Source organism: Glutamicibacter sp. X7 (assembly GCF_054889245.1).
Map to the genome: position 1 here is coordinate 3,134,975 of NZ_CM142678.1, position 21,437 is coordinate 3,156,411.

At 62.5% G+C, this 21,437-nt stretch carries 18 protein-coding genes; 6 read left to right on the forward strand and 12 right to left on the reverse strand.

The annotated features are described in order from the left end of the window. Positions 1-30 precede the first annotated feature (30 nt). The 6 genes from ACYU0X_RS14950 to ACYU0X_RS14975 all read right to left on the reverse strand — a co-directional run bounded on the left by ACYU0X_RS14950 (position 31) and on the right by ACYU0X_RS14975 (position 6,440). Positions 31-951: a sigma-70 family RNA polymerase sigma factor gene (locus tag ACYU0X_RS14950; protein WP_461901538.1), complete on the reverse strand. Its 921-nt coding sequence runs from the start codon at positions 949-951 to the stop codon at positions 31-33. A 25-nt stretch (positions 952-976) separates the two neighbouring features. Then, complete coding sequence (locus ACYU0X_RS14955) at positions 977-1,420, reverse strand: carboxymuconolactone decarboxylase family protein (protein WP_461901539.1); 444 nt, start codon at positions 1,418-1,420, stop codon at positions 977-979. 212 nt (positions 1,421-1,632) lie between these two features. Beyond that, the gene (locus ACYU0X_RS14960; RefSeq protein WP_461901540.1) at positions 1,633-3,057 is read right to left on the reverse strand and encodes a dihydrolipoamide acetyltransferase family protein; all 1,425 of its coding nucleotides are present in this window, start codon (positions 3,055-3,057) and stop codon (positions 1,633-1,635) included. Between the two features lie 22 nt (positions 3,058-3,079). Beyond that, on the reverse strand, positions 3,080-4,057 hold the full coding sequence (locus ACYU0X_RS14965) for an alpha-ketoacid dehydrogenase subunit beta (protein ID WP_418907561.1): 978 nt from the start codon (positions 4,055-4,057) through the stop codon (positions 3,080-3,082). A 2-nt stretch (positions 4,058-4,059) separates the two neighbouring features. Beyond that, positions 4,060-5,205: a pyruvate dehydrogenase (acetyl-transferring) E1 component subunit alpha gene (gene pdhA / locus ACYU0X_RS14970; RefSeq protein WP_461901541.1), complete on the reverse strand. Its 1,146-nt coding sequence runs from the start codon at positions 5,203-5,205 to the stop codon at positions 4,060-4,062. A gap of 119 nt (positions 5,206-5,324) precedes the next feature. Beyond that, positions 5,325-6,440 (reverse strand): histidinol-phosphate transaminase, encoded by a 1,116-nt coding sequence (locus ACYU0X_RS14975; protein ID WP_461901542.1) that lies wholly within the window; start codon positions 6,438-6,440, stop codon positions 5,325-5,327. 72 nt (positions 6,441-6,512) lie between these two features. On the opposite strand from ACYU0X_RS14975, the gene ACYU0X_RS14980 reads away from it, so the two are divergent. Further along, on the forward strand, positions 6,513-6,899 hold the full coding sequence (locus ACYU0X_RS14980) for a phage holin family protein (RefSeq protein ID WP_309409542.1): 387 nt from the start codon (positions 6,513-6,515) through the stop codon (positions 6,897-6,899). On the opposite strand, the gene ACYU0X_RS14985 is transcribed toward ACYU0X_RS14980, so the two are convergent. Together ACYU0X_RS14985 and ACYU0X_RS14990 are read right to left on the reverse strand one after the other, a co-directional pair. Beyond that, on the reverse strand, positions 6,896-8,233 hold the full coding sequence (locus tag ACYU0X_RS14985) for a lipase family protein (RefSeq protein ID WP_461901543.1): 1,338 nt from the start codon (positions 8,231-8,233) through the stop codon (positions 6,896-6,898). The genes ACYU0X_RS14980 and ACYU0X_RS14985 overlap by 4 nt on opposite strands. 15 nt (positions 8,234-8,248) lie before the next feature. Beyond that, positions 8,249-8,521, reverse strand: coding sequence for a hypothetical protein (locus ACYU0X_RS14990; RefSeq protein ID WP_461901544.1), 273 nt, complete (start codon positions 8,519-8,521; stop codon positions 8,249-8,251). Positions 8,522-8,695: 174 nt separating this feature from the next. Between ACYU0X_RS14990 and purB the strand changes: the two genes are divergently transcribed. Continuing rightward, positions 8,696-10,102 (forward strand): adenylosuccinate lyase, encoded by a 1,407-nt coding sequence (gene purB / locus ACYU0X_RS14995; protein WP_461901545.1) that lies wholly within the window; start codon positions 8,696-8,698, stop codon positions 10,100-10,102. Positions 10,103-10,173: 71 nt separating this feature from the next. On the opposite strand, the gene ACYU0X_RS15000 is transcribed toward purB, so the two are convergent. Continuing rightward, positions 10,174-10,332, reverse strand: coding sequence for a hypothetical protein (locus ACYU0X_RS15000; RefSeq protein ID WP_461901546.1), 159 nt, complete (start codon positions 10,330-10,332; stop codon positions 10,174-10,176). Between the two features lie 428 nt (positions 10,333-10,760). Then, positions 10,761-12,245 carry a nucleobase:cation symporter-2 family protein gene (locus ACYU0X_RS15005; RefSeq protein WP_461901547.1) on the reverse strand — a complete coding sequence of 495 codons (1,485 nt, stop codon included), beginning with the start codon at positions 12,243-12,245 and terminating at the stop codon, positions 10,761-10,763. Positions 12,246-12,638: 393 nt separating this feature from the next. On the opposite strand from ACYU0X_RS15005, the gene ACYU0X_RS15010 reads away from it, so the two are divergent. From ACYU0X_RS15010 to ACYU0X_RS15020, 3 genes are read left to right on the forward strand one after another with little or no spacing between them, the layout of a single operon-like run. Beyond that, on the forward strand, positions 12,639-14,054 hold the full coding sequence (locus ACYU0X_RS15010) for an MFS transporter (protein WP_461902820.1): 1,416 nt from the start codon (positions 12,639-12,641) through the stop codon (positions 14,052-14,054). After that, positions 14,054-16,192 (forward strand): molybdopterin oxidoreductase family protein, encoded by a 2,139-nt coding sequence (locus ACYU0X_RS15015; RefSeq protein ID WP_461901548.1) that lies wholly within the window; start codon positions 14,054-14,056, stop codon positions 16,190-16,192. Before ACYU0X_RS15010 ends, ACYU0X_RS15015 begins: the two co-directional genes overlap by 1 nt. Next, complete coding sequence (locus tag ACYU0X_RS15020; RefSeq protein WP_461901549.1) at positions 16,189-17,700, forward strand: FAD-dependent oxidoreductase; 1,512 nt, start codon at positions 16,189-16,191, stop codon at positions 17,698-17,700. Before ACYU0X_RS15015 ends, ACYU0X_RS15020 begins: the two co-directional genes overlap by 4 nt. Before the next feature lie 236 nt (positions 17,701-17,936). Here the strand turns inward: ACYU0X_RS15020 and ACYU0X_RS15025 are convergent, their stop codons facing one another. After that, on the reverse strand, positions 17,937-18,074 hold the full coding sequence (locus ACYU0X_RS15025) for a hypothetical protein (RefSeq protein WP_461901550.1): 138 nt from the start codon (positions 18,072-18,074) through the stop codon (positions 17,937-17,939). After that, positions 18,071-18,448 carry a nitrite reductase small subunit NirD gene (gene nirD, locus ACYU0X_RS15030; RefSeq protein WP_461901551.1) on the reverse strand — a complete coding sequence of 126 codons (378 nt, stop codon included), beginning with the start codon at positions 18,446-18,448 and terminating at the stop codon, positions 18,071-18,073. The genes ACYU0X_RS15025 and nirD overlap by 4 nt, the downstream gene beginning before the upstream one ends. Positions 18,449-18,810: 362 nt before the next feature. Here nirD and nirB point away from each other — a divergent pair, with 362 nt between their 5' ends. After that, positions 18,811-21,432, forward strand: a complete 2,622-nt coding sequence (nirB, locus tag ACYU0X_RS15035; RefSeq protein ID WP_461901552.1) for a nitrite reductase large subunit NirB — start codon at positions 18,811-18,813, stop codon at positions 21,430-21,432. Positions 21,433-21,437: the final 5 nt, after the last annotated feature.

The window sequence follows — 21,437 nt, forward strand, 5'->3', positions numbered from 1 at the left end:
CCTTTCGCGCTGGTGACAATAGCCCATAGTTTAGCCGGGTTCGGCTCCAGCCTGTATGACCGTGACCCGACGGTGGACAGGTAGATGTCCAAGCTTTTCGGGGTTGCATACGGTGAGGATTCGTTGCCCTCCATCCTGGTCTTGGGCGAAGAACACCACGTCTTGCCGCTGGGGCGCCTCAAAGAGCAACGCGAAGCCGCCGTTGAGCGCTAGCTCGAACATCTTGCGGTCCGGATGTTTTGCGCTCGTCCCGATCAGGAACCTGGCGACCTTCTCGGCTCCAAGTATTGGGCGACGAGCCGCGCTCAGGTGGCCACCGCCATCGGAGTGCAGCGACACCTCATCGTGCAGTAGCGCGGCGACCCTCGCCACCTCACCGCTAGCGATCGCCTCGAGTAGCTTGGCCGCATAGCGCCGTTGGCTCTCGCTGTCCGCACGACGTGTGGGCGGGTCGCCGATTTTGCGTTGCGCACGGGAGACCAGCTGGCGGGCGGACGCCGTGGTCAGTTCCAGGATCTGCGCAATTTCTGCATAGGGCAGTTGCAAGGCATGGCGCAGCACGTAGGCCGCACGTGCCTCGGGTGAGAGCACCTCCATGAGATGCAATACCCCGAGCTCTAGGAGTTCGCGCTCCTCGGCCTCTTCGTCCGGTAGCAGCCCGGTGTCGATCGGCTCGGGAAGCCATTCGCCCGGATACTCCACGCGTCGGCGCGTGGCCGAGCGCAGTTGGTCGACGGCCCGCCGCGTGGTCATCGTGCGAAGCATCGCCGGCCACGACTGCACTACGCCGGTAGCGTGAGCATCCAACGCGGCCAGTTGCGCGCCGACCTCGGCCACCGCGTCCTCGGCATCACTCCAGGAGCCAAGCATGCGGTAAGCCAAGGCGGTTAGTTGCCTGCGTTGCTCCTGCCAGACGGCGATCGGAGGCAACGCTGTTGCATCGGTGCTCACCTGCCGATCGTAACAAGTCGCTCCGTTAGGCACGGACCGGTGGCTCCAAACGGGTGGTGATGGCGATCCGGTTCCACACGTTAATGGTGGCGATGGCCAGGATGAGGTTACCCAGATCCTTCTCGTCAAAATGTTCTGCGGCCTCATCCCACACCTCGTCGCTGACGCCCTCGGCGGGGTCTAGACGAGTTACCGCATCGGTGAGCCGCAGTGCGGCCCGTTCGGCCTCGGTGAACAGTGGCGAGTCGTTATAGGCGGCCACCGCGAAGAGCTTCGCCGTGGAGATGCCGTGCTTCATCCCATCCTGTGAATGCATATCCGTGCAGTACGAACATCCGTTGAGAATGGAGGCGCGAAGTTTGATCAGTTCGTATAGCTCCCGCGATACCGACTTTGCGGAATAGGCTTCCATTCCCAAGACGGCGGCGTAGCCAAGCTTGTGGGTTTTGTTCATGGGCAAGCGGCTCATGGTGCACTCCTGACGTTCTCGTTCCTGGGTGCCGTTCGGCGAACGGCCCTCATAGAGACTGTCGAGGCGACCGCCCCAGATGTGACAGCACGCGCAGAAATATTTGCGCCGCATGCCCCGAGGCCCATTTCCGCCCTCCATTAACGCCGCAGGCGGCGGGCACCTCGAAATCATCGAAGTGCCCGCCGCCTGCGTTACAAGAGCCGGTGCCCTCAGTCCAGCAGCATGGCCGGTTCCTGCATGATCGAGGCAACATCGGCCATGAAGCGGGCCGAGAGATCGCCGTCGACCACGCGATGGTCGAAGGAACCACCCAGCGTGGTGATCCAGCGCGGTACCACCTGACCATCGACAACCCATGGCTTCTGCTTGATCGTGCCGAAGGCTACGATCGCGACCTCGCCCGGATTGATGATCGGGGTGCCGATGTCGATGCCGAGCACGCCAATATTGGTGATGGACAGGGTGCCTTCGCGCATGTCCTCGGGACGAGTCTTACCCGCGCGTGCGGTCGCGGCCAGATCGTTCAGCGCGATCGCCAGTTCCTTCATGGACAGGTCCTGCGCGTCCTTGATATTCGGCACCAGCAGTCCGCGCGGGGTGGCGGCGGCGATACCCAGGTTCATGAAGTGCTTCTGGTGGATCTCGTCGCCGTTCGGTCCCGGAACCCAGGAGGCGTTCACCGAGGGGTTACGGGCGGCGGCCCAAATGACGGCCTTGGCCAGCACCAGCAGCGGCGAAACCTTAATGCCCTCGAAGTCTCGCGACTTCTTCAGGCGCGCCACGTACTCCATGGTGCGCGTCGCATCCACGTCGACGAAGATCGACACGTGCGGTGCCGTGAAGGCGGAGTCCACCATGGCCTTCGCGGTGGCCTTGCGCACCCCGCGCACCGGAATGCGTTCGATTCGGGTCTCCGGTGCCCCGGTGCCCGGACGCCAGTAGGTCGGGGCCGCTGCGTGTTCGGCCTCGCGCTGCGCCTGGTAACTGTTGACGTCTTCGCGGGTCACCTCGCCCTGCGAACCGGTACCCACCACATCGTTGATGTCGATGCCCAGTTCCTTGGCCAGTCGACGCACCGGCGGCTTAGCCAGTACCCGGTCAACGAAGTTGGCCACCGCCGGCTTGCGGCGATCCACCTCACGGGCCACGACCTGACTAAAGCCCTGGGCACGGCGGGAGATCTGGTCGGCCAAGGCGGCCGGGGTCCCGCTGGCACGCACCGACGCCGTGCGTGCCCCGGTGGCGCTGGGTTCGGGACGGTTCACTCGGGCACGGCGGGTCGCGGAGTCGGCCGTGGGGCCGGAGCCGACCAGCGGCCCGGGTTCCTCGCTAGCCACCGGTGTTGCGGTGCTCAGCGCCTCATTAGGTTCCGGGACACCGGTCGGCACCGGTGCCTCGCCGTCCTCGTTGATGGAGATCAGCGGCTCATCTACCTGCACGGTATCGCCCTCGGCCGCGTGCAGTTCGGTCACCACACCGGCGTAGGGGCTTGGTAGCTCCACGAGCGACTTCGCGGTTTCGATCTCGACAAAGATCTGGTTCACCTCGACGGTGTCCCCCACGGATACCTTCCAGGAGGCCACATCGGCTTCGGTTAGGCCCTCGCCCACATCGGGAAGATTAAAGGTCGTCATTATTACTCCTCGTCAACCGTGACTAGTACGCGAATGAGCGGTCGAGCGCTTCGAGTAGCTTGTCGATATCGGGCAGGTACTGGGACTCAACCTTGGAGATCGGGTACGGCATGTGGAATCCACCCACGCGTAGCACCGGGGCTTCCAGGGACAAGAATGCGCGTTCCGAGACCCGGGCGGCGATCTCGCCGCCCAACCCGCCGAAGGTCGGGGCTTCGTGGGTCACGATCAGTCGTCCGGTTTTTTGGACCGACTCTAAGATGGTGTCGAAATCGATCGGCGACAGTGAGCGCAGGTCGATGACCTCGACGCTACGGCCATCCTCGCGGGCGGCTTCCGCCGCGGCCAGCGCAACGGGTACCAACGGACCGTAAGCCACAATGGTCGCGTCTTCGCCGGGGCGCACAACCTGCGCCTTGAAGGCATCGAGCGCCGGGGCTTCGGTGTCCACCTCACCCTTGAGCCAGTAACGGCGCTTGGGTTCGAGATAAATCACCGGGTCTTTGCATTCGGCGGCCTGCTGGATCATCCAGTAGGCATCGTGTGCGTTGGAGGGGGTGATGACACGCAAACCGGCGGTGTGTACAAAGAGCGCCTCGGGCGACTCCGAGTGATGCTCGATGGAGCCAATGCCGCCACCATACGGGATGCGGATGACGACCGGCACGTTCAGGCGCCCCTCGGAGCGCGCATGCATTTTCGCCAGCTGGGTGGTGATCTGGTTGAAGGCTGGGAACACGAAGCCATCGAACTGGATTTCCACCAGTGGCGAGTGGCCGCGCAGTGCCATGCCGACGGCGGTGCCAACGATGCCGGCCTCACCCAGCGGTGAGTCGATAACACGGTGCGAACCGTATTTATCGATCAGCCCATCGGTAATGCGGTACACGCCGCCGAGACGTCCAATATCCTCGCCCATCAGCAGCGCCCGGTCGTTATTCTCGAGCACCGCGTCCAGTCCGGAGGTGATGGCCTTGGCCAAGGTCATGGTCGTGGTCATACTTACTTCTCCCCGTCTGCGGCCTGATCGGCAAAGCCGGCTTCGTACTCAAGATGCCAGGCGAGTTCTTCCTGAACCAGTGGATGTGCTTCGGCATACACCTGCTCGAAGGACTTGGCCAACGGTGGAACCGGGAAGGCCATGGCGTCACGACGCACGGTGGCCGCCATTTCATCGGCGTCCTGAACCAACTGTTCGAAGAAGGCATCGTCCACGAGGTCGTTCTCCCGCAGGTAAGTTTCCAGGCGCACCAGCGGGTCCTTCGGCGCCCAGAGCTTCTCTTCCTCGCTCATCCGGTACTTGGTCGGATCATCTGCCGTGGTGTGTGCACCTAGGCGGTAGGTGACCGCTTCGATGAACACCGGGCCCTTGCCGGAGCGCGCGTGCTCGAGGGCCCAGCGGGTGACTGCCAGCACCGCGAGCACGTCGTTGCCGTCCACACGGATGCCGGGCATGCCGTAGCCGGCTGCTCGGCTGACCAGTGGCACCTTGGACTGCACCTCGAAAGGCACCGAAATGGCGTATTGGTTGTTCTGGCAGAAATACACCACCGGTGCATTGAAGGAATTCGCGAACACCATGGATTCGTGTGCTTCACCCTCGGTGGAGGAACCGTCACCGAAGTAGGCCACTACCGCCTCGCCTTCGGCGGCGCGCTTGGCCTCGTCCCAACCATGCTGTTCCAGGTTGACGGCCATGGCATATCCCGCCGCATGGGGCAGCTGAGCGGCGAGCACCATGGTGTACATGTGGAAATTATTCTCGCGGGGGTCCCAGCCACCGCCGGAGATGCCACGGAACAAGCGGAGCATCTCGGAGAAGGGCACGTTGCGGGTGAGAGCCACGCCGTGCTCTCGGTAGGTGGGGAAGATGTAGTCCCCGTCGCGGGTGGCTCGACCAGAGCCAATCTGCGCGGCCTCCTGACCACGTAGTGGCACCCAAAGGCAGAGCTGCCCCTGTCGCTGCAGGGCGGTCGCTTCCTGGTCGAAGCGGCGGGTCATGGCCATGTCACGGTAGAAGTCCCGGAGCATGTCGTCGTCGACGTCTTCGAGGTACGCGTCGTAGAGGGAGTGAGATTGACGTTTCCCCTCGGGGGTCAGAATCTGGATCAGGTCCTGCTCCAATGCCTCGGCTGCGCTACGCGGCATGGATCTCCCTTCAATCAAAATATGCCCCGTGCGGCATACATTCCGCACGGGACATATACGGTTTTTCTAGGTATAAGCCTATGTCAGTTGGCTGTGCAAAGGCGAGAAATAAGCCGAATCTACACGGTGAGCAACGTCGCGTTTTCGCGGCAAAGCTCGATAAAGCGATCGTTTGCCTCCGCTTCACCGATACTCACACGCACGCCTTCCCCGGTAAATCCACGCACCGAAAGCGCCTGGGCATCGGCCAGTTCAACGAAGGCATCGGTCTTGTCGCCAAGGGGCAGCCACACAAAGTTCGCGTCCGTGCGCGGGATGGTCCAGCCCAGCTCGTCCAGCGCCGCCACGACGCGCTCACGCTCAACCACCAGCGAGTCGACCCGTTCGAGCACCTTATCCATATGCCGCAAGGAGGCGATAGCCGCGTCCTGAGCCACGGACGAGACGGCAAAGGGTGTAGCTACCACGCGGATATAGTTCGTGATCTCGGGGTGCGCCACCGAGTAGCCCACACGCAGGTTGGCTAGGCCGTGGGCCTTGGAGAAGGTACGAAGCAACAACACGTTCTTATGGGCACGGTAGGTGGCAACACCATCTACGGCCTGCGGGGAACGCACAAATTCGATATAGGCCTCATCGAGCACAACCAGCACGTTCTTCGGCACCCGCGCCAAGAAGTCGTCCACTTCCTGCTGGCTCAGGCTCGGACCGGTGGGGTTGTTCGGGGTGCACAACAGAATGACGGAGGTGTTCTCGTTAATGGTCTCGATCATGGCTTCAAGGTCGTGGCGCCCGTCCTCAAGAAGCGGCACCGGGACCGGCAACGCCCCGGCCGAGTTCACCACAATTGGATAGGCCTCGAAGGACCGCCAAGCGAAAATCACTTCGTCCTGCACGCCATCTTCGTTCTGCCCTGCGAAGGTGGCCAGTACTTGGCTGAGTGCCCCCAGCGAACCGGTACCCGTGACAATATCTTCGGCTGGCACGCCAATGACCCCGGCCAGTTCTTCGCGCAAAGCGGTGCACAGCGGATCAGGATAGCGGTTCAGATCCGTTTGCTCGCGGACCGCTTCTTTTACCTCGTCCAACGGCCCGAAGGGGTTCTCGTTGGAGGAGAGCTTAAAGGGCTGCAGCCCCGGAACCGTCACCGGCGGCTTGCCCGCAGCGTATCTAGGCAAGCGGGCCACCACCGGGCGTGGCTGGACTGGATCATGGTTCACGGAATTCTGACTCATGGTGCACAGCATATTAGACCGACCGCCTCCGACACCCACCGACGATTCAGTTTTATGTGCAAGAGTTACCTTATGAGTTTCCTGATTCGAGTTCTGATCAACGCGCTCGCCTTAGCCGCGGCCGTTTGGATCGTGCCCGGTATTCAAATGTCGCCCTTTGCCGACGACTCGCTGAGCGTTGTGTTGTCGTACGGCGTTATCGGAGTCATTTTCGGACTGATCAATGCGCTAGTCCGTCCGATCATCGCTTTGTTCTCGATGCCGATCACCTGCCTGACACTGGGCCTGTTTACCGTCATTATCAACGCCGGCATGCTCATGCTGACCAGTTGGCTGACCCAATTCACTCCGGTGGGACTGCATGTCGATGCTTTCTGGTGGGACGCGATCGTCGGCACCATCATTATTTCCATCGTCTCTGCCGTATTGGGTGTGTTCGTCAAGTCTGACAACCGCTAATCCTGCGGTGCCGGGTACACCCGGCGTCCCTGATGATTCAACGGCGGCGCCGGGTACTCGTGCCGGCGCCGCAGTTGGAAGCGCCGAAGTTTCACCGGCCCACCATCCAGACTGAGTTCGCGAACGTTCTCGCGCACCTGCCCGGTGGGCCTTCGTTCCAGTTCGGCCAGATGATCTCCGTAATTGTGCAGATTATGCGCCTTGCCAAAGAATCCACTCTCCAACTCATCGGGGCGTCGCGGACCATCAAATGTCACCGTGAGCTGGTTTTGCTGGTACTGGTTCGGCACCCCTTCAAGACCCGGCACCATATCCTTGGCGTCCTCCAGATGTAGGCTGCGCACCTGTTTCGGCAACTGGATGGTGCCCACTGGTGACCCAAAGGTGACCGCCTGATTCAAACGGTACTTCTTGCGCAAAAACGCATTTTTCAAGAGATTGGCCACGTGCAGGCCGCCTTGCGAGTATCCGGAAAGAATGACCTCATCGCCGGGAGCGGCACCGCTGAGTCTCAGCGCCTCGTCCACCGGCTCCTGCAGATTCTGCGACTCTCCCCCGTATGCATCAAGAATGCCCTTGGCATCGAAGGGTAGTTGCCCCCAACTATTGTCTTGGGTTCCCGGCAGTACGACCAGATACACATCCCGTCCGCGTTGTTCGGCCTGCACAACCATGAACCTGCCCGGATTCTGTTGCGCATCGCGCTCTAAGTAATCGTGTAGTTGGTAATAGCCGCTGAGCCCTCCATCAATTTCCTGACTCATGATGGGTGCGGTATCGCAGAGCTTCATGCTGAAGAGCCGCCGCGAGGTATCTAGGCCCAACACTCGAGACAAGGTGCGCAAGACATCGCCGTGACGTCTGCTCTCGCTGTCGTCCAGATACCCCCACAGTGGGCCGGTCAGCATGTCCACGACCAGCCGCACGAGTTGCTCAGTTGTCTGCCGTGGCGGGCGCAAGTCGTTGAAGGAGGAACTGACCACCAGGTCGGCCAATTGGTCTAGGAGCCGTCGGTCCGTGATGAGCCGCTGGGCCAGCCGCTCGGCCTCAATGTAATTCACCATTGCCTGACGTGTACGTTGGCTCAGCTTTTCTGCCTCGGTGGCGGCTTCGCTGGCAAGCGGAGCAGTTGACAGCAACTTCAGCCACAATTCATTGAGCGTGTGTCCACGCGGACCCAAGCCGGCGGCAATGCATTGCGACTGCACGATCTGCTGACAGTTCAGCACCTTGTCACGCAGGCGCAGGACAGTCTGCTCTACCTCACGCAATGAGCTATTCGCCGCATCGCAGATCGTTGCCGCATCTGCGTAATCGGCTTCGTTGAAGTTCACGACGTAACCCACGGATCAGCCCACCATCCGTTGACCCATGATTTGTGCCTCGAGGGCATCGAGTTCTCGCTTGGCCACCATCACGTAGTTGGCCGTGTCGTCCAACGAGCGCTCCAGCATGTGAAGTACCTCGATGAGCTCAAGGACCTTCTCTTCAAAGGACCGCCCAGCACTGGAGTTCCACGTCAGGTTAGTTATCGAGCCGAGGTTTCCGGCGGTCTGATGGGTCGATTGCCGCGCCCGAACGAGTTCGCTCATCACCCCGTCCAGACTAGAGTCGAAGATCATCACGCTTTACCCTCCTGTTCCTTCCTGATGGGCTTTCCTCCGCCCGCTGGCATCATCCTGCCCCTAGCCGGTGAGTGCTGCGGGGCGTGATGCAACGAGCTGTGGATCGGTCGAGTCCGTTGCGGCGCGCCACAAAAGATGTACCGGCTCGCAAGTGATGGAAGAATAGGAATCATGGCTGAGATTGCGCGCACTTCACTTGCAGATGAACCCCTGGCCCTTGGGGCCCTTGACGGCCGCTACCGCGGTGCCGTCGCTCCCCTGGTCGATTACCTTTCCGAAGCAGCGTTGAACCGAGATCGCGTTCACGTAGAAATCGAATGGTTGATCCACCTGACCGAGAACTCCGTACTGCCGGGCACCAGCCCACTGACGGCCGAGCAAAAGGCCGGTCTGCGCAAGATGGTCACGGACTTCAACCTCGATTCCGTCAAGGAACTGGCCGAGATCGAAGCCGTGACCGTGCACGATGTAAAGGCCGTCGAGTACTACATCGCTAACCGCCTCGAGGGGCTGGGCATCGGCCAGCTCAAGCCACTGGTGCACTTCGGCTGCACCTCGGAAGACATCAACAACTTGTCCTACGCCGTGGGCGTGCAGGGTGGCGTGACACAGGTATGGTTGCCTGCCGCACGCGCGCTGGTTGCCCAGCTGACCACCATGGCCGACGAATCCCGCGACGTGCCGATGCTCTCGCGTACGCACGGGCAGCCGGCCACGCCGACCACCTTGGGTAAGGAATTGGCGGTTTTGGCCTGGCGACTGACCCGCCAGCTCAACCGCATCGAGAAGACCGAATACTTGGGCAAGATCAATGGTGCCACCGGCACCTACGCCGCCCATTACGCCTCGGTGCCCGGTGCAGACTGGCAGCAAATCTCCAAGTCCTTCGTGGAGCACTTGGGTCTGACCTGGAACCCGCTGACCACCCAGATCGAATCTCACGACTGGCAGGCCGAGCTGTACGCCGACATTGCGCGCTTCAACCGGATCCTGCACAACCTGTGCACCGATATCTGGAGCTACATCTCCATCGGCTACTTCGCACAGATTCCGGTGGCCGGTGCTACCGGTTCCTCGACCATGCCGCATAAGGTCAACCCGATTCGCTTCGAGAACGCCGAAGCGAACCTCGAGATCTCCAACGGCCTACTCGACACTCTGGCCGCTACCTTGGTCACCAGCCGCTGGCAGCGTGACCTGACCGACTCCTCTTCGCAGCGCAATATCGGCACCGCAATTGGGCACTCGATACTCGCGATCTCGAATGTGGCCAAGGGCCTGGATCGCTTGGATGTCGCCGAGTCCGTTCTGGCCGAGGACCTGGACCACAACTGGGAGGTGCTAGCCGAAGCCATTCAGATGGTGATGCGTGCCGAGGCCATCGCTGGTGTCGAAGGGATGGATAACCCCTACGAGCGTCTGAAGGATCTGACTCGCGGCCACCGTGTGGATGCAGATCGCCTGAAGGAATTCGTTGGCGAGCTGGGCCTGTCCGCCGAAGCGCAGGCGCGCCTGCAGGAGCTGACCCCAGCTACCTACAACGGCATTGCCGCGCAGCTGGTGGATCACCTCAAGTAGCCAGCACAGAAAAACCGCCGGCCGCCGCCCCTCTCAGGGGTCGACGGCCGGCGGTTTTTTAGCGTCGGTACCTACCAACGAGGATGAATCTGCTCGCGCAGTTCGACATCGTAGAGTTCACGGACTGCGGCTAGGAATTCCGCAGAAACGCTGTAGTTGGCGGCCTCGGCATTGCCGCGGGCCTGTTCGGCGTTACGCGCCCTAGGCAATGACGGTGCTGATGTCATCATGGGCAACCAGCCAGGCCAAGGCGGCTTGTGCGGTGCACGGGGTTTGTCATAATAATCCCGACGGCTTGTCCGCGAAACTGCGACTCTCTCTCGTGGACCATAATCAACGAAAGTTCTATCCGAACATTTTCACGCCTAGCCTGCAGTTGCATCGAGTGTATAGCATCCTCGCGAGTGAACACATGTCATGTCCGTTGGGAACAAGGAACCGATGCATCAGGCAAGGCTGACCGAGGAAGTTCCAGTTCACCGCCGGTGGCTTGGCTAGGACTTCGCCCAGCTTGCGTCAGTTCCGCCAGCGCTGGGTTCCCCGTCTCGGATACCTGTTCACGAGCAATCCGGAATGCTAACGAACCGGCGTCGCAGCAAGTGATACATGCCGCGAACGCCAATACGTCTCGCCGACCCCGCGGTTGAAAGCCATGCGGCTACAGCGGTGGCATTGGCCGGTCGCCGGCGGCACCATATTCTTCGCTGATTACACGAATCTCTAGGCCGTGGCCGTCATAGAGCTTTCCGTCGATCATACGGTCCCCGTCCTGCAGGCCTTCGGTTTGATACTTATAGACGGTGCGCGGTGACAGCTCGGTCTGCTTCTTGCGGGTCAGCTCGTTGAAGATCACGTTGAGCAGTACAGCCATGATGGTGGCCGACGAAATACTGGACTGGAAGATCGTGCCAACCCAGGCAGGGAAGTTTGCGTAGAAGTCTGGCTTGACCATCGGGATGCACCCAAAGGCCAGCGAAGTGGCAATGATGAGCATATTCATGTTGTCATCGCGCACTTTGGCCAGGGTTCGGATGCCAGCTGCCGCCACCGATCCGAAAAGGGCAACACCGGCGCCACCGAGCACCGGCGCCGGGATGGAAGCGACCACTCGACCCAGCACCGGCAGCAAGCCCAGAACCACCAAAATGCCGCCACCGGCAGCAACGACGAATCGACTCTTGACCCCAGTAATGGCGACCAGCCCCACGTTCTGCGCAAAGGCCGACTGAGTGAAGGTATTGAAAATCGGGGCGACAGTCGAGGAGAGCATGTCGGCCCGCAAGCCGTTGGCGATACGTTTGGAATCCACCTTGGAGCCGGTGATTTCAGCGACCGCGAGCATGTCGGCCGTGGTTTCGGTATAGGTCACCAAGATGACGATCATCATGGAGATAATTGCGCCGATTTCAAAGACCGGAGTACCGAATGCGAACGGTGTGGGAAAGGCGAAGATGTCGCCGTGAAGTACCTGCGAGAAGTCAGTCATCCCCATGAATGCCGCAACGACAGTGCCCAGAACGATGGACAGCAGAATCGACAGACGCGATAGCGCAGGTACCCCGGACTTCGAGAGCACGAGCAGGATCACCAGAGTGATGGCGGCCAGCGCAATATTCTTCAACGAACCATAGGAGTCTCCTGCCGCGGCACCGCCCATGGCCCAATCGGCGGTGACCGGAAAGAGCGACACGCCGATGATCGTAATCACCACGCCCGTGACCACCGGAGGAAAGTACTTCAACAGTCTCGCAAAGAAGGGCGCGATGACGATGCCAATCGCACCCGACGCTAGGACCGCACCGAATACGGCCGGCATGCCGCCCCCGCCATTGAGGATCGCGATCATGGTAGCTACGCCGGAAAACGAGGTTCCCTGTACAAGGGGGAGCTGAGCTCCGAAGAACGGTAGCCCCAAGGTCTGCAAGAAGGTCGCTAGACCACCGATGAACAGGCAGCTGGCGACCAGCACACCCATTTCGGCAGTTCCCATGCCAGCGGCTCCACCCATGACCAGCGGCGGCGCGATAATGCCTCCATACATGGTCAGCACATGTTGGAATCCGTAAGCAACGGTGCGCCCGGCGGACAGGCGCTCATCTTCGGGTCGGGCGGCCGGTGCCGCTGTGCCGCGGGCAGAGCTCAAGAGTGATCTCCTCGTCGGTGGGGGTTGATGCTCACTAGATCGCGCCAGTGAGATAAAACGACCCCATTAATTCTTCCGCACTGAATTCTTGTGGCAGCACGCCAAGACGCGCTCTGCGCGTAAGCTATGTCACGTTAAGCGCTTAGTGTGCGGATTCGCGCCTCCACCCTAGCCCAGCGATTCGAAGTTTGCCGACGCTAACCGCCCTTGTCTTTGCGCCTTTCCTCCGACGAATGCCTCCGAAAAATCCGCTAGGTTTCAGATGCGTTACGCCTTGCTCTCCACACGACACGTTTCGGTGACGAAAAATTGTCATTGGTGCAATACGCTCTGCACGCTCATGAAATACCGCTCTGGAATGCTCGAAGCATCATCCACGAGTGAAAGGCAACGATTCGCGTGAGCGCCCAGCTAGAGTCAGAAACGCAAACAACCGCCACTCTGCCCGCATCAACCACTTCCCTGATGATGACCAAGGGCCGGTGGGTCCACAACTGGGATGCGGAGAACCCAGAATTCTGGGAAGGTATCGGTCGACGTACCGCGGCTACGAACCTTCGGTGGTCGATCTTTGCCGAATTCCTAGGCTTCGTAGTGTGGCAACTCTTCGCCATTGTCGCCGTGTATCTGCCGGCCGCAGGCTTCGACTACAGCACCTCACAGCTATTCTGGCTGATCTCAATGCCCAGCCTCATCGGTGCTACCCTTCGCATTCCTTACACCTTCATGGTGGCCCGATTCGGCGGGCGCAACTGGACCATCGTTTCGGCGCTGCTTTTGCTCATCCCGGCGCTTGGGCTGGCCTTCGCAGTGTCCAACACGAGCACTCCATTCTGGCTGATGCTCACGCTGGCCGGACTGGCCGGCTTCGGCGGGGGTAACTTCGCCTCCTCGATGGCCAACATCACCTACTTCTATCCGGCCTCGCAAAAAGGGTGGGCACTGGGACTCAATGCGGCAGGCGGCAACTTGGGTGCCGCGGTCGCCCAGCTGATCGTTCCTGTAGCCATCACGATCTTCGCCGCTGGCTCGCTACAGTTGCCGCTGGCCGGGTTCATCTGGGTTCCGTTGATCATCGTTGCTGTTTTCGGTGCCTGGCGTTCAATGCACAACCTCAGCACGGCTCGTTCCGATGTGCGTGGCGCGCTGAACAGTCTGCGTGAACCGCATTTGTGGATCATCGCGGCCCTCTATATCGGCACCTTTGGTTCTTTTATCGGGTTCTCGGCCGTCTTCCCCAAGCTCATTGCGGACACCTTCCCGGAATTCTCCGCATTTGCCCTCGGCACGGCCACCGTTTCCCTAGCTTTTCTTGGCCCGTTGGTTGGGTCGCTGTCTCGCCCCTACGGTGGTAAGCTCGCCGACCGTTTCGGTGGAGCACGCATCACCCTATGCTCATTCGCCGTCATGGCCGCGGTCACCGTGGCCCTGGTATTGCTTCTGCCCACGCTGAATTTCTGGATGTTCCTGGGCTTGTTCCTTGTGCTCTTCACTACCAGCGGTATCGGCAACGGTTCGACCTACCGAATGATCCCGGCCGTCTTCGCCATCAATGCGATACGAGCAGGTGACACCAGTGAAGCGCGGATGAACGGTGCGCGCACCTCCGCGGCCGCGCTCGGACTCATCTCCGCCTTCGGTGCCTACGGCGGGTTCCTGGTCCCCCAGTCACTGAACCTCTCGATCACTACCAGCGGGAGCTACGTCCCCGCATTCAGCGGCTTCGTCTTGGTCTACTTGGCGCTCATGGCGCTGACCTACGCCTGCTACGTACGCCGCAGCAGCATCTTTGCCGCTCAAGGAGTCTAATGTCGCACAGCACCAGCCCCACCGACACCCACTGTCCCTACTGCGCACTTCAATGCGGTATCTCGCTGACGCCCACCCCGGGTCCCGAGGCCGCAATGCCTGTCGCATTGCAGGGACGCAACTTCGAAACAAATGGTGGGGCACTCTGCCGCAAGGGATACAGTGCAGCCGAACTGCTGGCGCATCCCGAACGACTTAGCGCCCCGCTAGCCCGACAAGCCGACGGCTCGTTTGCCGCCGTTGAGTGGGATGAAGCTCTGGATCTGGTGGCGCACAAGGTGCGTGCTTTGCAGGCAAGTGACGGGCCGGATTCGGTGGCGGTCTTCGGTGCCGGCGGATTGACCAACGAGAAGGCTTATCAACTAGGCAAGTTCGCGCGGCTGGCGCTGGGTACCTCGCGGATCGACTACAACGGGCGTTTCTGCATGTCCTCGGCGGCGGCCGCCACCAACCGTGCCTTCGGGTTAGACCGCGGTTTGCCTTTTCCCCTGCGGGATCTGGATTCGGCCGCAATGATTCTGATGCTCGGCTCCAACGTGGCCGAAACCATGCCACCCTTCGTCCGTCACCTCGACGGCGCCCGGGAGGCAGGCGGCTTGATTGTGGTCGACCCACGGCGCTCCGCCACCGCACAGCTCAGCGAGAACGGGGCCGGATGGCACCTGCAGCCCACCCCGGGCAGCGACCTGCCGCTCCTTCTCGCACTAAGTCACGTGCTCCTGGCAGAGAACTTGGCCGATGCTCGCTACCTCGAGGAACGCACCACGGGTCTTGCCGCCTTGCGTACCTCGCTCAATGCCTGGTGGCCCGAGCGGGTCGCAACGCTGACCGGAGTACCCGCCGCGCAGATCCGTCGTACCGCCCGCGCGCTGGCCGCCGGAGCAGAACGCGCTAAGCAGGGCGGCGCCCCGGTATTCATCCTGACCGGCCGCGGTGTCGAACAGCATGAAAACGGCACCGATACCGTTAGTGCCGCCATCAATCTTGCCCTGTTACTGGGACTGCCTGGCACCCGCGCCGGCGGCTATGGCACCATCACCGGCCAAGGCAACGGCCAAGGCGGTCGCGAACATGGCCAGAAATGCGACCAACTGCCCGGGTACCGCAAGATCAGCGACCCGGCACACCGCGCACATGTGGCCGCGGTCTGGGGTGTGGCGCCCGAGCAGATCCCGGGCCCAGGTCTTCCCGCCACCGAGCTATTGCGCACCCTAGGTACCCCAGGTGGCTCGCGCATGCTGCTGGTGCACGGATCAAACCCGGTTATTTCGGCCCCCGATGCCGGCAACGTGTTGCAGGCGCTGCGCCGTCTAGATTTCCTCGTGGTCTGCGATTTCTTCCTCTCCGAAACGGCCGCCGAAGCCGACCTCGTGCTCCCGGTGTTGCAGTGGGCCGAGGAAGAAGGCACCATGACCAATCTCGAGGGCCGAGTGCTGCGACGCCGCGCGGCGCTCACTCCACCGACGGGGGCCCGCAGCGAACTATGGATCATGTCCCAGCTCGCCGAACGCCTGGGCGCCCCGGGACATTTTTCCGAAGATCCCCGCGAAGTCTTCGACGAATTGCGTCGAGCGTCGGCCGGTGGGCTGGCCGACTACTCGGGTGTGAGCTGGAGCGCGGTGCAATCCGGGCAACCGGTGTATTGGCCTTGCCCGGCCGGTGGCGAACCGGGTGGCACGCCGCGCCTGTTCCTCGACCGGTTCGCGCACCCCGACGGCAAGGCCCGGCTGATACCGGTCACCGCCCATGGCGCCACGGAAGCCGTCGATGCCAACCAGCGGCTGTGGCTCATTACCGGTCGACTACTGGAGCACTACCAGTCCGGGGTCCAAACTCGCCGCGTACCCCAGTTACAGGCAGCCGCCGATCAGGGCTTGCTGGAAATCCACCCGTCCACCGCCCGGGCCCACGGCATTATCGATGGCCAGCCGGTTCAGGTGAGCAATGATCGCGGCACCGTGACCGCACGCGCCCGATTTAGCCCGGAGTTGCGTTTAGACACCGTGTTTCTGCCCTTCCACTTCCCGGGTGAAAACAACGCCAATCTGCTGACCCGGGACGACGTTGACCCGCACAGCGCCATGCCCGAGTTCAAGAACGCCGCCGTGCGACTGACCCCTTTGGAGAGCCGCGAATGAGTCACACCCCTAGCGAAAGAATTCTGATCATCGGTTTTGGGCCGGTAGCCGCCTCGCTCATCGAGGGGTTGCTACCGGGCGTCAGCGCCGGGCAGATCGAGCTGACCGTGCTCGGTGCCGAACCGCAGCCCGCCTACAACCGGGTGCTGCTCGCCGAGGTCGCCGTGGGAAGCACGCGGACCGAACATCTGATGCTGAGCGACCTGGACCGGTTGCGCGACGCCGGGGTGCGCGTGCTCAGTGGCTGCACCGCCACCCGTGTGGACCGGGCTCGTCGCAAGGTGCATCTGGCTACCGGAGAACCGCTGAGCTACGACCGGTTGATCTTCGCCACCGGTGCCCGCGCAATGATTCCCTCGCTGCACGGCGTGAACTTCGATCCCCACACCGAACCCGACCTGCCCGAAGGGGTACTGGCCCTACGCACCCTCGAGGACGCATTGTCGTTGCAGAAGGTCTTGGCGCGACGCGGTCGAGTGCTTATTCTCGGTGGCGGCATTCTCGGACTCGAGGCCGCCCTGGCCATGGCGGCGGCCGGGCACACGCCGGTGCTAATTCACCACGGCCCGGCACCGCTGGGCCGCATGATGGATGCCGACGGAGGCCGGCTCCTGTTACGCCAACTGAGCGAAGCCGGCGTTGAGGTGCACAGCCAGGTGCGCGCCACCGGGGTGCGGCTCAACGAGAACGGATTCGCCGCACTCGGCACCGAAACCCACGGGGAAATCACCGGCGACGCGCTGCTCATCTCCACCGGCGTGCGCGCACGCACCGAGTTGGCGGCCGGTTGCGGCCTCGAAGTGGGCCGCGGCATCAAGACGGACGAGTTCCTCTGCGCCGACGCAGAACATCGGATCTTCGCTCTCGGCGACTGCGCCGAGGTCGCCGGCACCGCACCCGCTGGACTGTTGGCCCCGGGTTGGGCTCAGGCCGGGTGGCTGGCCAACTACTTGCTCACGCACCGGGCCCCACGCCCGGACCGGGCGCCGGAACCCCAATCGGCGCTGACCCCGCCCCCACCATTCACTGCCAGTCAGGTGCTCATGCTCAAGGGCCAGGGCTTGGTGCTGACCGCCGCCGGGGACATCGACGCACCGCTCTTCGCCGAGGACGGGCGCGAAGTCATGGTCTTCGCCGACCCATCGCGCGGATGCTATCTCAAGCTTGTCACCCGCGATTCGGTGGCTCTAGGATTCGTCGCCCTAGGGTTGCCGCGCACCAGCGCCGAACTGGTGCTGGCTTTCGAACGCGGGGCCGCGCTACCCGAGGACCGTTCGCTACTGTTGCGCCTCGACGATCCGGGCCTGCCGGAACCCACCGCGGCTGCCGCCGATGAAGACACCCTATGTCGTTGCTCGGGGGCCACCTACGGAGATGTGGCACATGCCGTCTCCGAGGGCTGCGAAACCGTGGCCGAGGTGGGTGAGAGTTGCCGTGCCGGAACCGGTTGCGGTGGCTGCCGCGAGAAGATCGAACAGATGCTTCAGCGCGTAGCCATCCCCGCCTAAGCAGCTTGCCACAGGGCGATCTGCGCAAGGCTGCCACCTGGTGGAGCATTACGTTTCCCTGTGCGCGGTGTCGGTAGCGATGACCGTTTTCTGCTGCCCCAAGGGTGCCAGTTCCCCCGGCCAAGCTCGGGCCAGCGGCGGGAACTGGCATTCGGCCTACTCTTCACAGGCCAGGCACGTTAAACTCCTGAGGACCCGCCATGCGGGTCCTCAGGAGTTTGTTGCCGGGATTCGGGCTAGGTCGAATGGCCCGGTTTGGCTCGGTTGGCGGGAGTCTGCGCCTCAAAGCGCACTTCGCGTTCCTCGGGCGCCTCGTACCATCCCTGCCACGCGGTATGTTCGACGGGCGTCGCTGTGCTCGGTCGGGTACTCATGCGCCCTGCTCCATCCAGATCCAGCCATCACGTTCGGTGACCTCATACACGGCCAAGGCCTCGGTGTCGGCGTTCAAGCACAGGCCGGTGTCCAGCCGGTACACCTCTTTGTGCAACGGGCAGGCGATGGTATCCACGCGCTGTCCATCAATGGTTGCGTCTCCGAGGATTCCTCGGGCCATCACCTTGGCTCCTAGGCTCGGGCAGTGGTGAGAGGTCGCGTAGAAGCGCCCCGCTTCGGTCCGGAACAACGCGATCTGGCGGCCCTCCAGCCAAGCGGCTTCGCCCCAGCCCGGAAGCAGGTCGGAGCTACGACAAATGGGGGCCGCTTCCTGCGACTCAGCGATGACATTTTCGATGGTTTGTGCGCTCATCTGTGCATTCCTTTCAGCGGATTGATCCGATTGATTTCGAGCTTAATCCGTGAATGTTTCGATGGACACGTTCCTCCGTTGCCGTCGCGTAAACCATATTTCACGCCCCGTCACGAGCCTCGTTAGGCCCGATAATCCGCAAAATCTCGGGGTTCTTGCCAACACCACCCAGTGTTGGCCCGTGCGTCTGCGCGGTTCATGAGTCCATTGTGTTACGCCCGGCTCACCACCGCTCACCGAGTCGGTCAGAGGAATTTGCTGTGACCGAAACATCTGGGTAATTCCGGGGCAAACATGAATTTATAGGCTTTTCGCAACGAAACAAACCCCTTCAGGGAAAACGAGCGATAGTGGGAGAGACCATGGGCGCACAGAGCGTTGAACGCAGCATCATCGTGATCGGCGGCGGCCCCGCCGCGCACCGATTTACCGAGGCACTCGCCAGCCGTGCGCCGAGCGGGGTGCACCTGAGAGTACTCACCGAGGAAAAGCACCTGCCCTACGACCGCGTGGCTCTTTCCCAGGCGCTCACCGCCCCGGATGTTGACCTCACCCTGGGCGATGCCTCACTGTGGGAGGCGCAGAACGTCACCCTGGAGACCAATGCTCAGGTGACCGAGCTGGACCCGGCCAAGCGCCAGGTGCGCACCGCCGATGGACGCTGCTTCGAGTACGACGAACTGGTCCTGGCCACCGGTTCCAACGCGGCACGGCTGCCCATTGAAGGGGCCGAGTACACCCACGTTTATCGCACGCTGGAGGATGTCTGGGGCATCGCCGATTCGGTCCGTGAGCTGGGTCAGTCGTTGGGCCGCGCACCGGTGGTGGCCACCATTGGTGGTGGCCTGCTCGGACTGGAAGCCGCCGCCGGCGCCAAGGCGTTGGGCGCCGAGGCGCTGATCATCGACGGCGGCAAGTGGCTCATGGGCAATCAGCTCGACGAGGGAGCCGGTCAGGCGCTCGGCCGACTGATCGACGAGACCGGACTGGTGGTCCACGGTGGTGTCTTCCCGAAGAGCATCCTTCTCGACGAGGAAAGCCAGAGCCCGTCCGTACGCGGTGTGCTGATGGCCGACGATCGCACCATCGACGCGGATATGGTTGTGGTCTCCATTGGTGTTCGCCCCCGCGACGAACTGGCCCGCGGCTACAATGAACGCGTCGAGGCAGGTGAACTCTCCGGACCGGCCTTCGGCATCGGCCCACGTGGTGGCGTTGAGATCGACGCGACCTGCGCGACCGCGGTCCCACATATTTGGGCCATCGGTGAAGTCGCCAACTTCGAGGGAATGTGCATCGGCCTGGTGGCCCCGGCCAACGCGATGGCCGAGGTGGTCGCCGACCGGTTGCTGGGCGGCAGCGCCGAGTTCACCGGATTCGATACCGCCACCAAGCTCAAGCTTTCCGGAGTGGATGTGGCCAGCTTCGGCGACGCCTTCGCCCGCACGGAGGGCGCGCTCGAGGTGGTTTACGCGGATGCGCCACGCGGGCTGTACCAGAAGCTGGTGGTCTCCGCCGACGCCAAGGTCCTGCTCGGCGGCATCTTCGTGGGCGACGCGACGCCATACCAGTCGCTACGGCCGATGCTGGGCCGCGAACTGCCCGGCGAACCCGGCGCGTACCTCTCGGCCCTCGGCGGCGAGGTGCCCGATGGAGAACTGCCCGACGATGCGGTGTTGTGCTCCTGCAACAATGTTTCGGCCGGCGCGATCCGAGATGCGGTCGGCGGTTGCGGTAGCTGCGAGGGCAAGGAGCCGGTCACCAAGCTCGCCGAGCTCAAGGGCTGCACCAAGGCCGGCACCCAGTGCGGTTCCTGCGTGCCGATGCTCAAGAAGCTCATGGAAGCCGAGCTGCGCAAGAACGGCGCCGAGGTCTCCTCGGCCATGTGTGAACACTTCGAATTCTCCCGCGCCCAGCTCTTCGAGGCGGTACGCCTGGCCGGCCTGCACACCTTCGGGGAGGTTATGGAACGCTTCGGTACCGGCGCCGGATGCGATATTTGCAAGCCAGTGATCGCCTCGGTGCTCTCCTCGCAGACCTCGGCCCACCCCATGGAGGCGGGACTGGCCGGCGCGCAAGACACCAACGACCGTGTGATGGCCAATATGCAAAAGGACGGCACCTACTCGGTGGTGCCGCGTATCCCAGGTGGCGAAATCACCCCAGAGAAGCTGGCGGTGATCGCCCGGGTTGCTCAGAAGTACGGGCTCTACACCAAACTCACCGGTGGTCTACGCATCGACATGTTCGGAGCCCGGCTCGAACAGTTGCCGGAGATCTGGCGCGAACTGGTGGAGGCAGGGTTCGAATCGGGCCACGCCTACGGCAAGTCACTACGTAACGTCAAAACCTGCGTGGGTTCGTCCTGGTGCCGCTACGGCATGCTCGATTCGGTGGCCATGGGCATTGAGATCGAGTTGCGTTACCGGGGCCTGCGGGCGCCGCACAAGCTGAAGATGGGTGTCTCGGGCTGTGCCCGCGAATGCGCCGAGGCGCGCGGCAAGGACGTCGGCGTGATCGCCACCGCCGAGGGGTGGAACCTGTATGTGGGCGGTAACGGCGGCGCGAACCCGGCCCACGCCCAGCTGCTGGCCGGCGGGCTCGATGACCGCACGCTCTTGCGCTACATCGACCGCTACCTGATGTACTACATCCGCACCGCCGACAAGCTCCAGCGTACGGCGCACTGGGTGCAGGAGCTCGAGGGCGGGATCGACATGGTCCGTTCCGTGGTGGTTGACGATGCGCTCGGCCTGGCGGCGGATCTGGATGAGGCCATGGAACGGCATGTGGAGAACTACGAAGATGAATGGGCCGCCACGCTGGCCGACCCGGAGAAGCTCAAGCGTTTCCGTTCCTTCGTCAACGCACCGAACTTGGCCGACCCGGATCTGGAGTACGTGCCCGAGCGCGGTCAGCACCGTCCGGCCGGGCCGGTGTCACTTGGTTCCACCATTGCGGTGGGTGCTCCGGCCCAGCCGTAGGCTGA

What these genes read in the sequence shown, in the direction of transcription:
- ACYU0X_RS14975 (WP_461901542.1), bottom strand. Translation starts at nt 6,440, where the DNA reads ATGAGTCAGAATTCCGTGAACCATGATCCAGTCCAGCCACGCCCGGTG.
- ACYU0X_RS14965 (WP_418907561.1), bottom strand. Translation starts at nt 4,057, where the DNA reads ATGACCACGACCATGACCTTGGCCAAGGCCATCACCTCCGGACTGGAC.
- ACYU0X_RS14980 (WP_309409542.1), top strand. Translation starts at nt 6,513, where the DNA reads ATGAGTTTCCTGATTCGAGTTCTGATCAACGCGCTCGCCTTAGCCGCG.
- ACYU0X_RS14955 (WP_461901539.1), bottom strand. Translation starts at nt 1,420, where the DNA reads ATGAGCCGCTTGCCCATGAACAAAACCCACAAGCTTGGCTACGCCGCC.
- ACYU0X_RS15015 (WP_461901548.1), top strand. Translation starts at nt 14,054, where the DNA reads ATGTCGCACAGCACCAGCCCCACCGACACCCACTGTCCCTACTGCGCA.
- pdhA (WP_461901541.1), bottom strand. Translation starts at nt 5,205, where the DNA reads ATGCCGCGTAGCGCAGCCGAGGCATTGGAGCAGGACCTGATCCAGATT.
- nirB (WP_461901552.1), top strand. Translation starts at nt 18,811, where the DNA reads ATGGGCGCACAGAGCGTTGAACGCAGCATCATCGTGATCGGCGGCGGC.
- purB (WP_461901545.1), top strand. Translation starts at nt 8,696, where the DNA reads ATGGCTGAGATTGCGCGCACTTCACTTGCAGATGAACCCCTGGCCCTT.
- ACYU0X_RS15000 (WP_461901546.1), bottom strand. Translation starts at nt 10,332, where the DNA reads ATGATGACATCAGCACCGTCATTGCCTAGGGCGCGTAACGCCGAACAG.
- nirD (WP_461901551.1), bottom strand. Translation starts at nt 18,448, where the DNA reads ATGAGCGCACAAACCATCGAAAATGTCATCGCTGAGTCGCAGGAAGCG.
- ACYU0X_RS15020 (WP_461901549.1), top strand. Translation starts at nt 16,189, where the DNA reads ATGAGTCACACCCCTAGCGAAAGAATTCTGATCATCGGTTTTGGGCCG.
- ACYU0X_RS14990 (WP_461901544.1), bottom strand. Translation starts at nt 8,521, where the DNA reads ATGATCTTCGACTCTAGTCTGGACGGGGTGATGAGCGAACTCGTTCGG.
- ACYU0X_RS15025 (WP_461901550.1), bottom strand. Translation starts at nt 18,074, where the DNA reads ATGAGTACCCGACCGAGCACAGCGACGCCCGTCGAACATACCGCGTGG.
- ACYU0X_RS14960 (WP_461901540.1), bottom strand. Translation starts at nt 3,057, where the DNA reads ATGACGACCTTTAATCTTCCCGATGTGGGCGAGGGCCTAACCGAAGCC.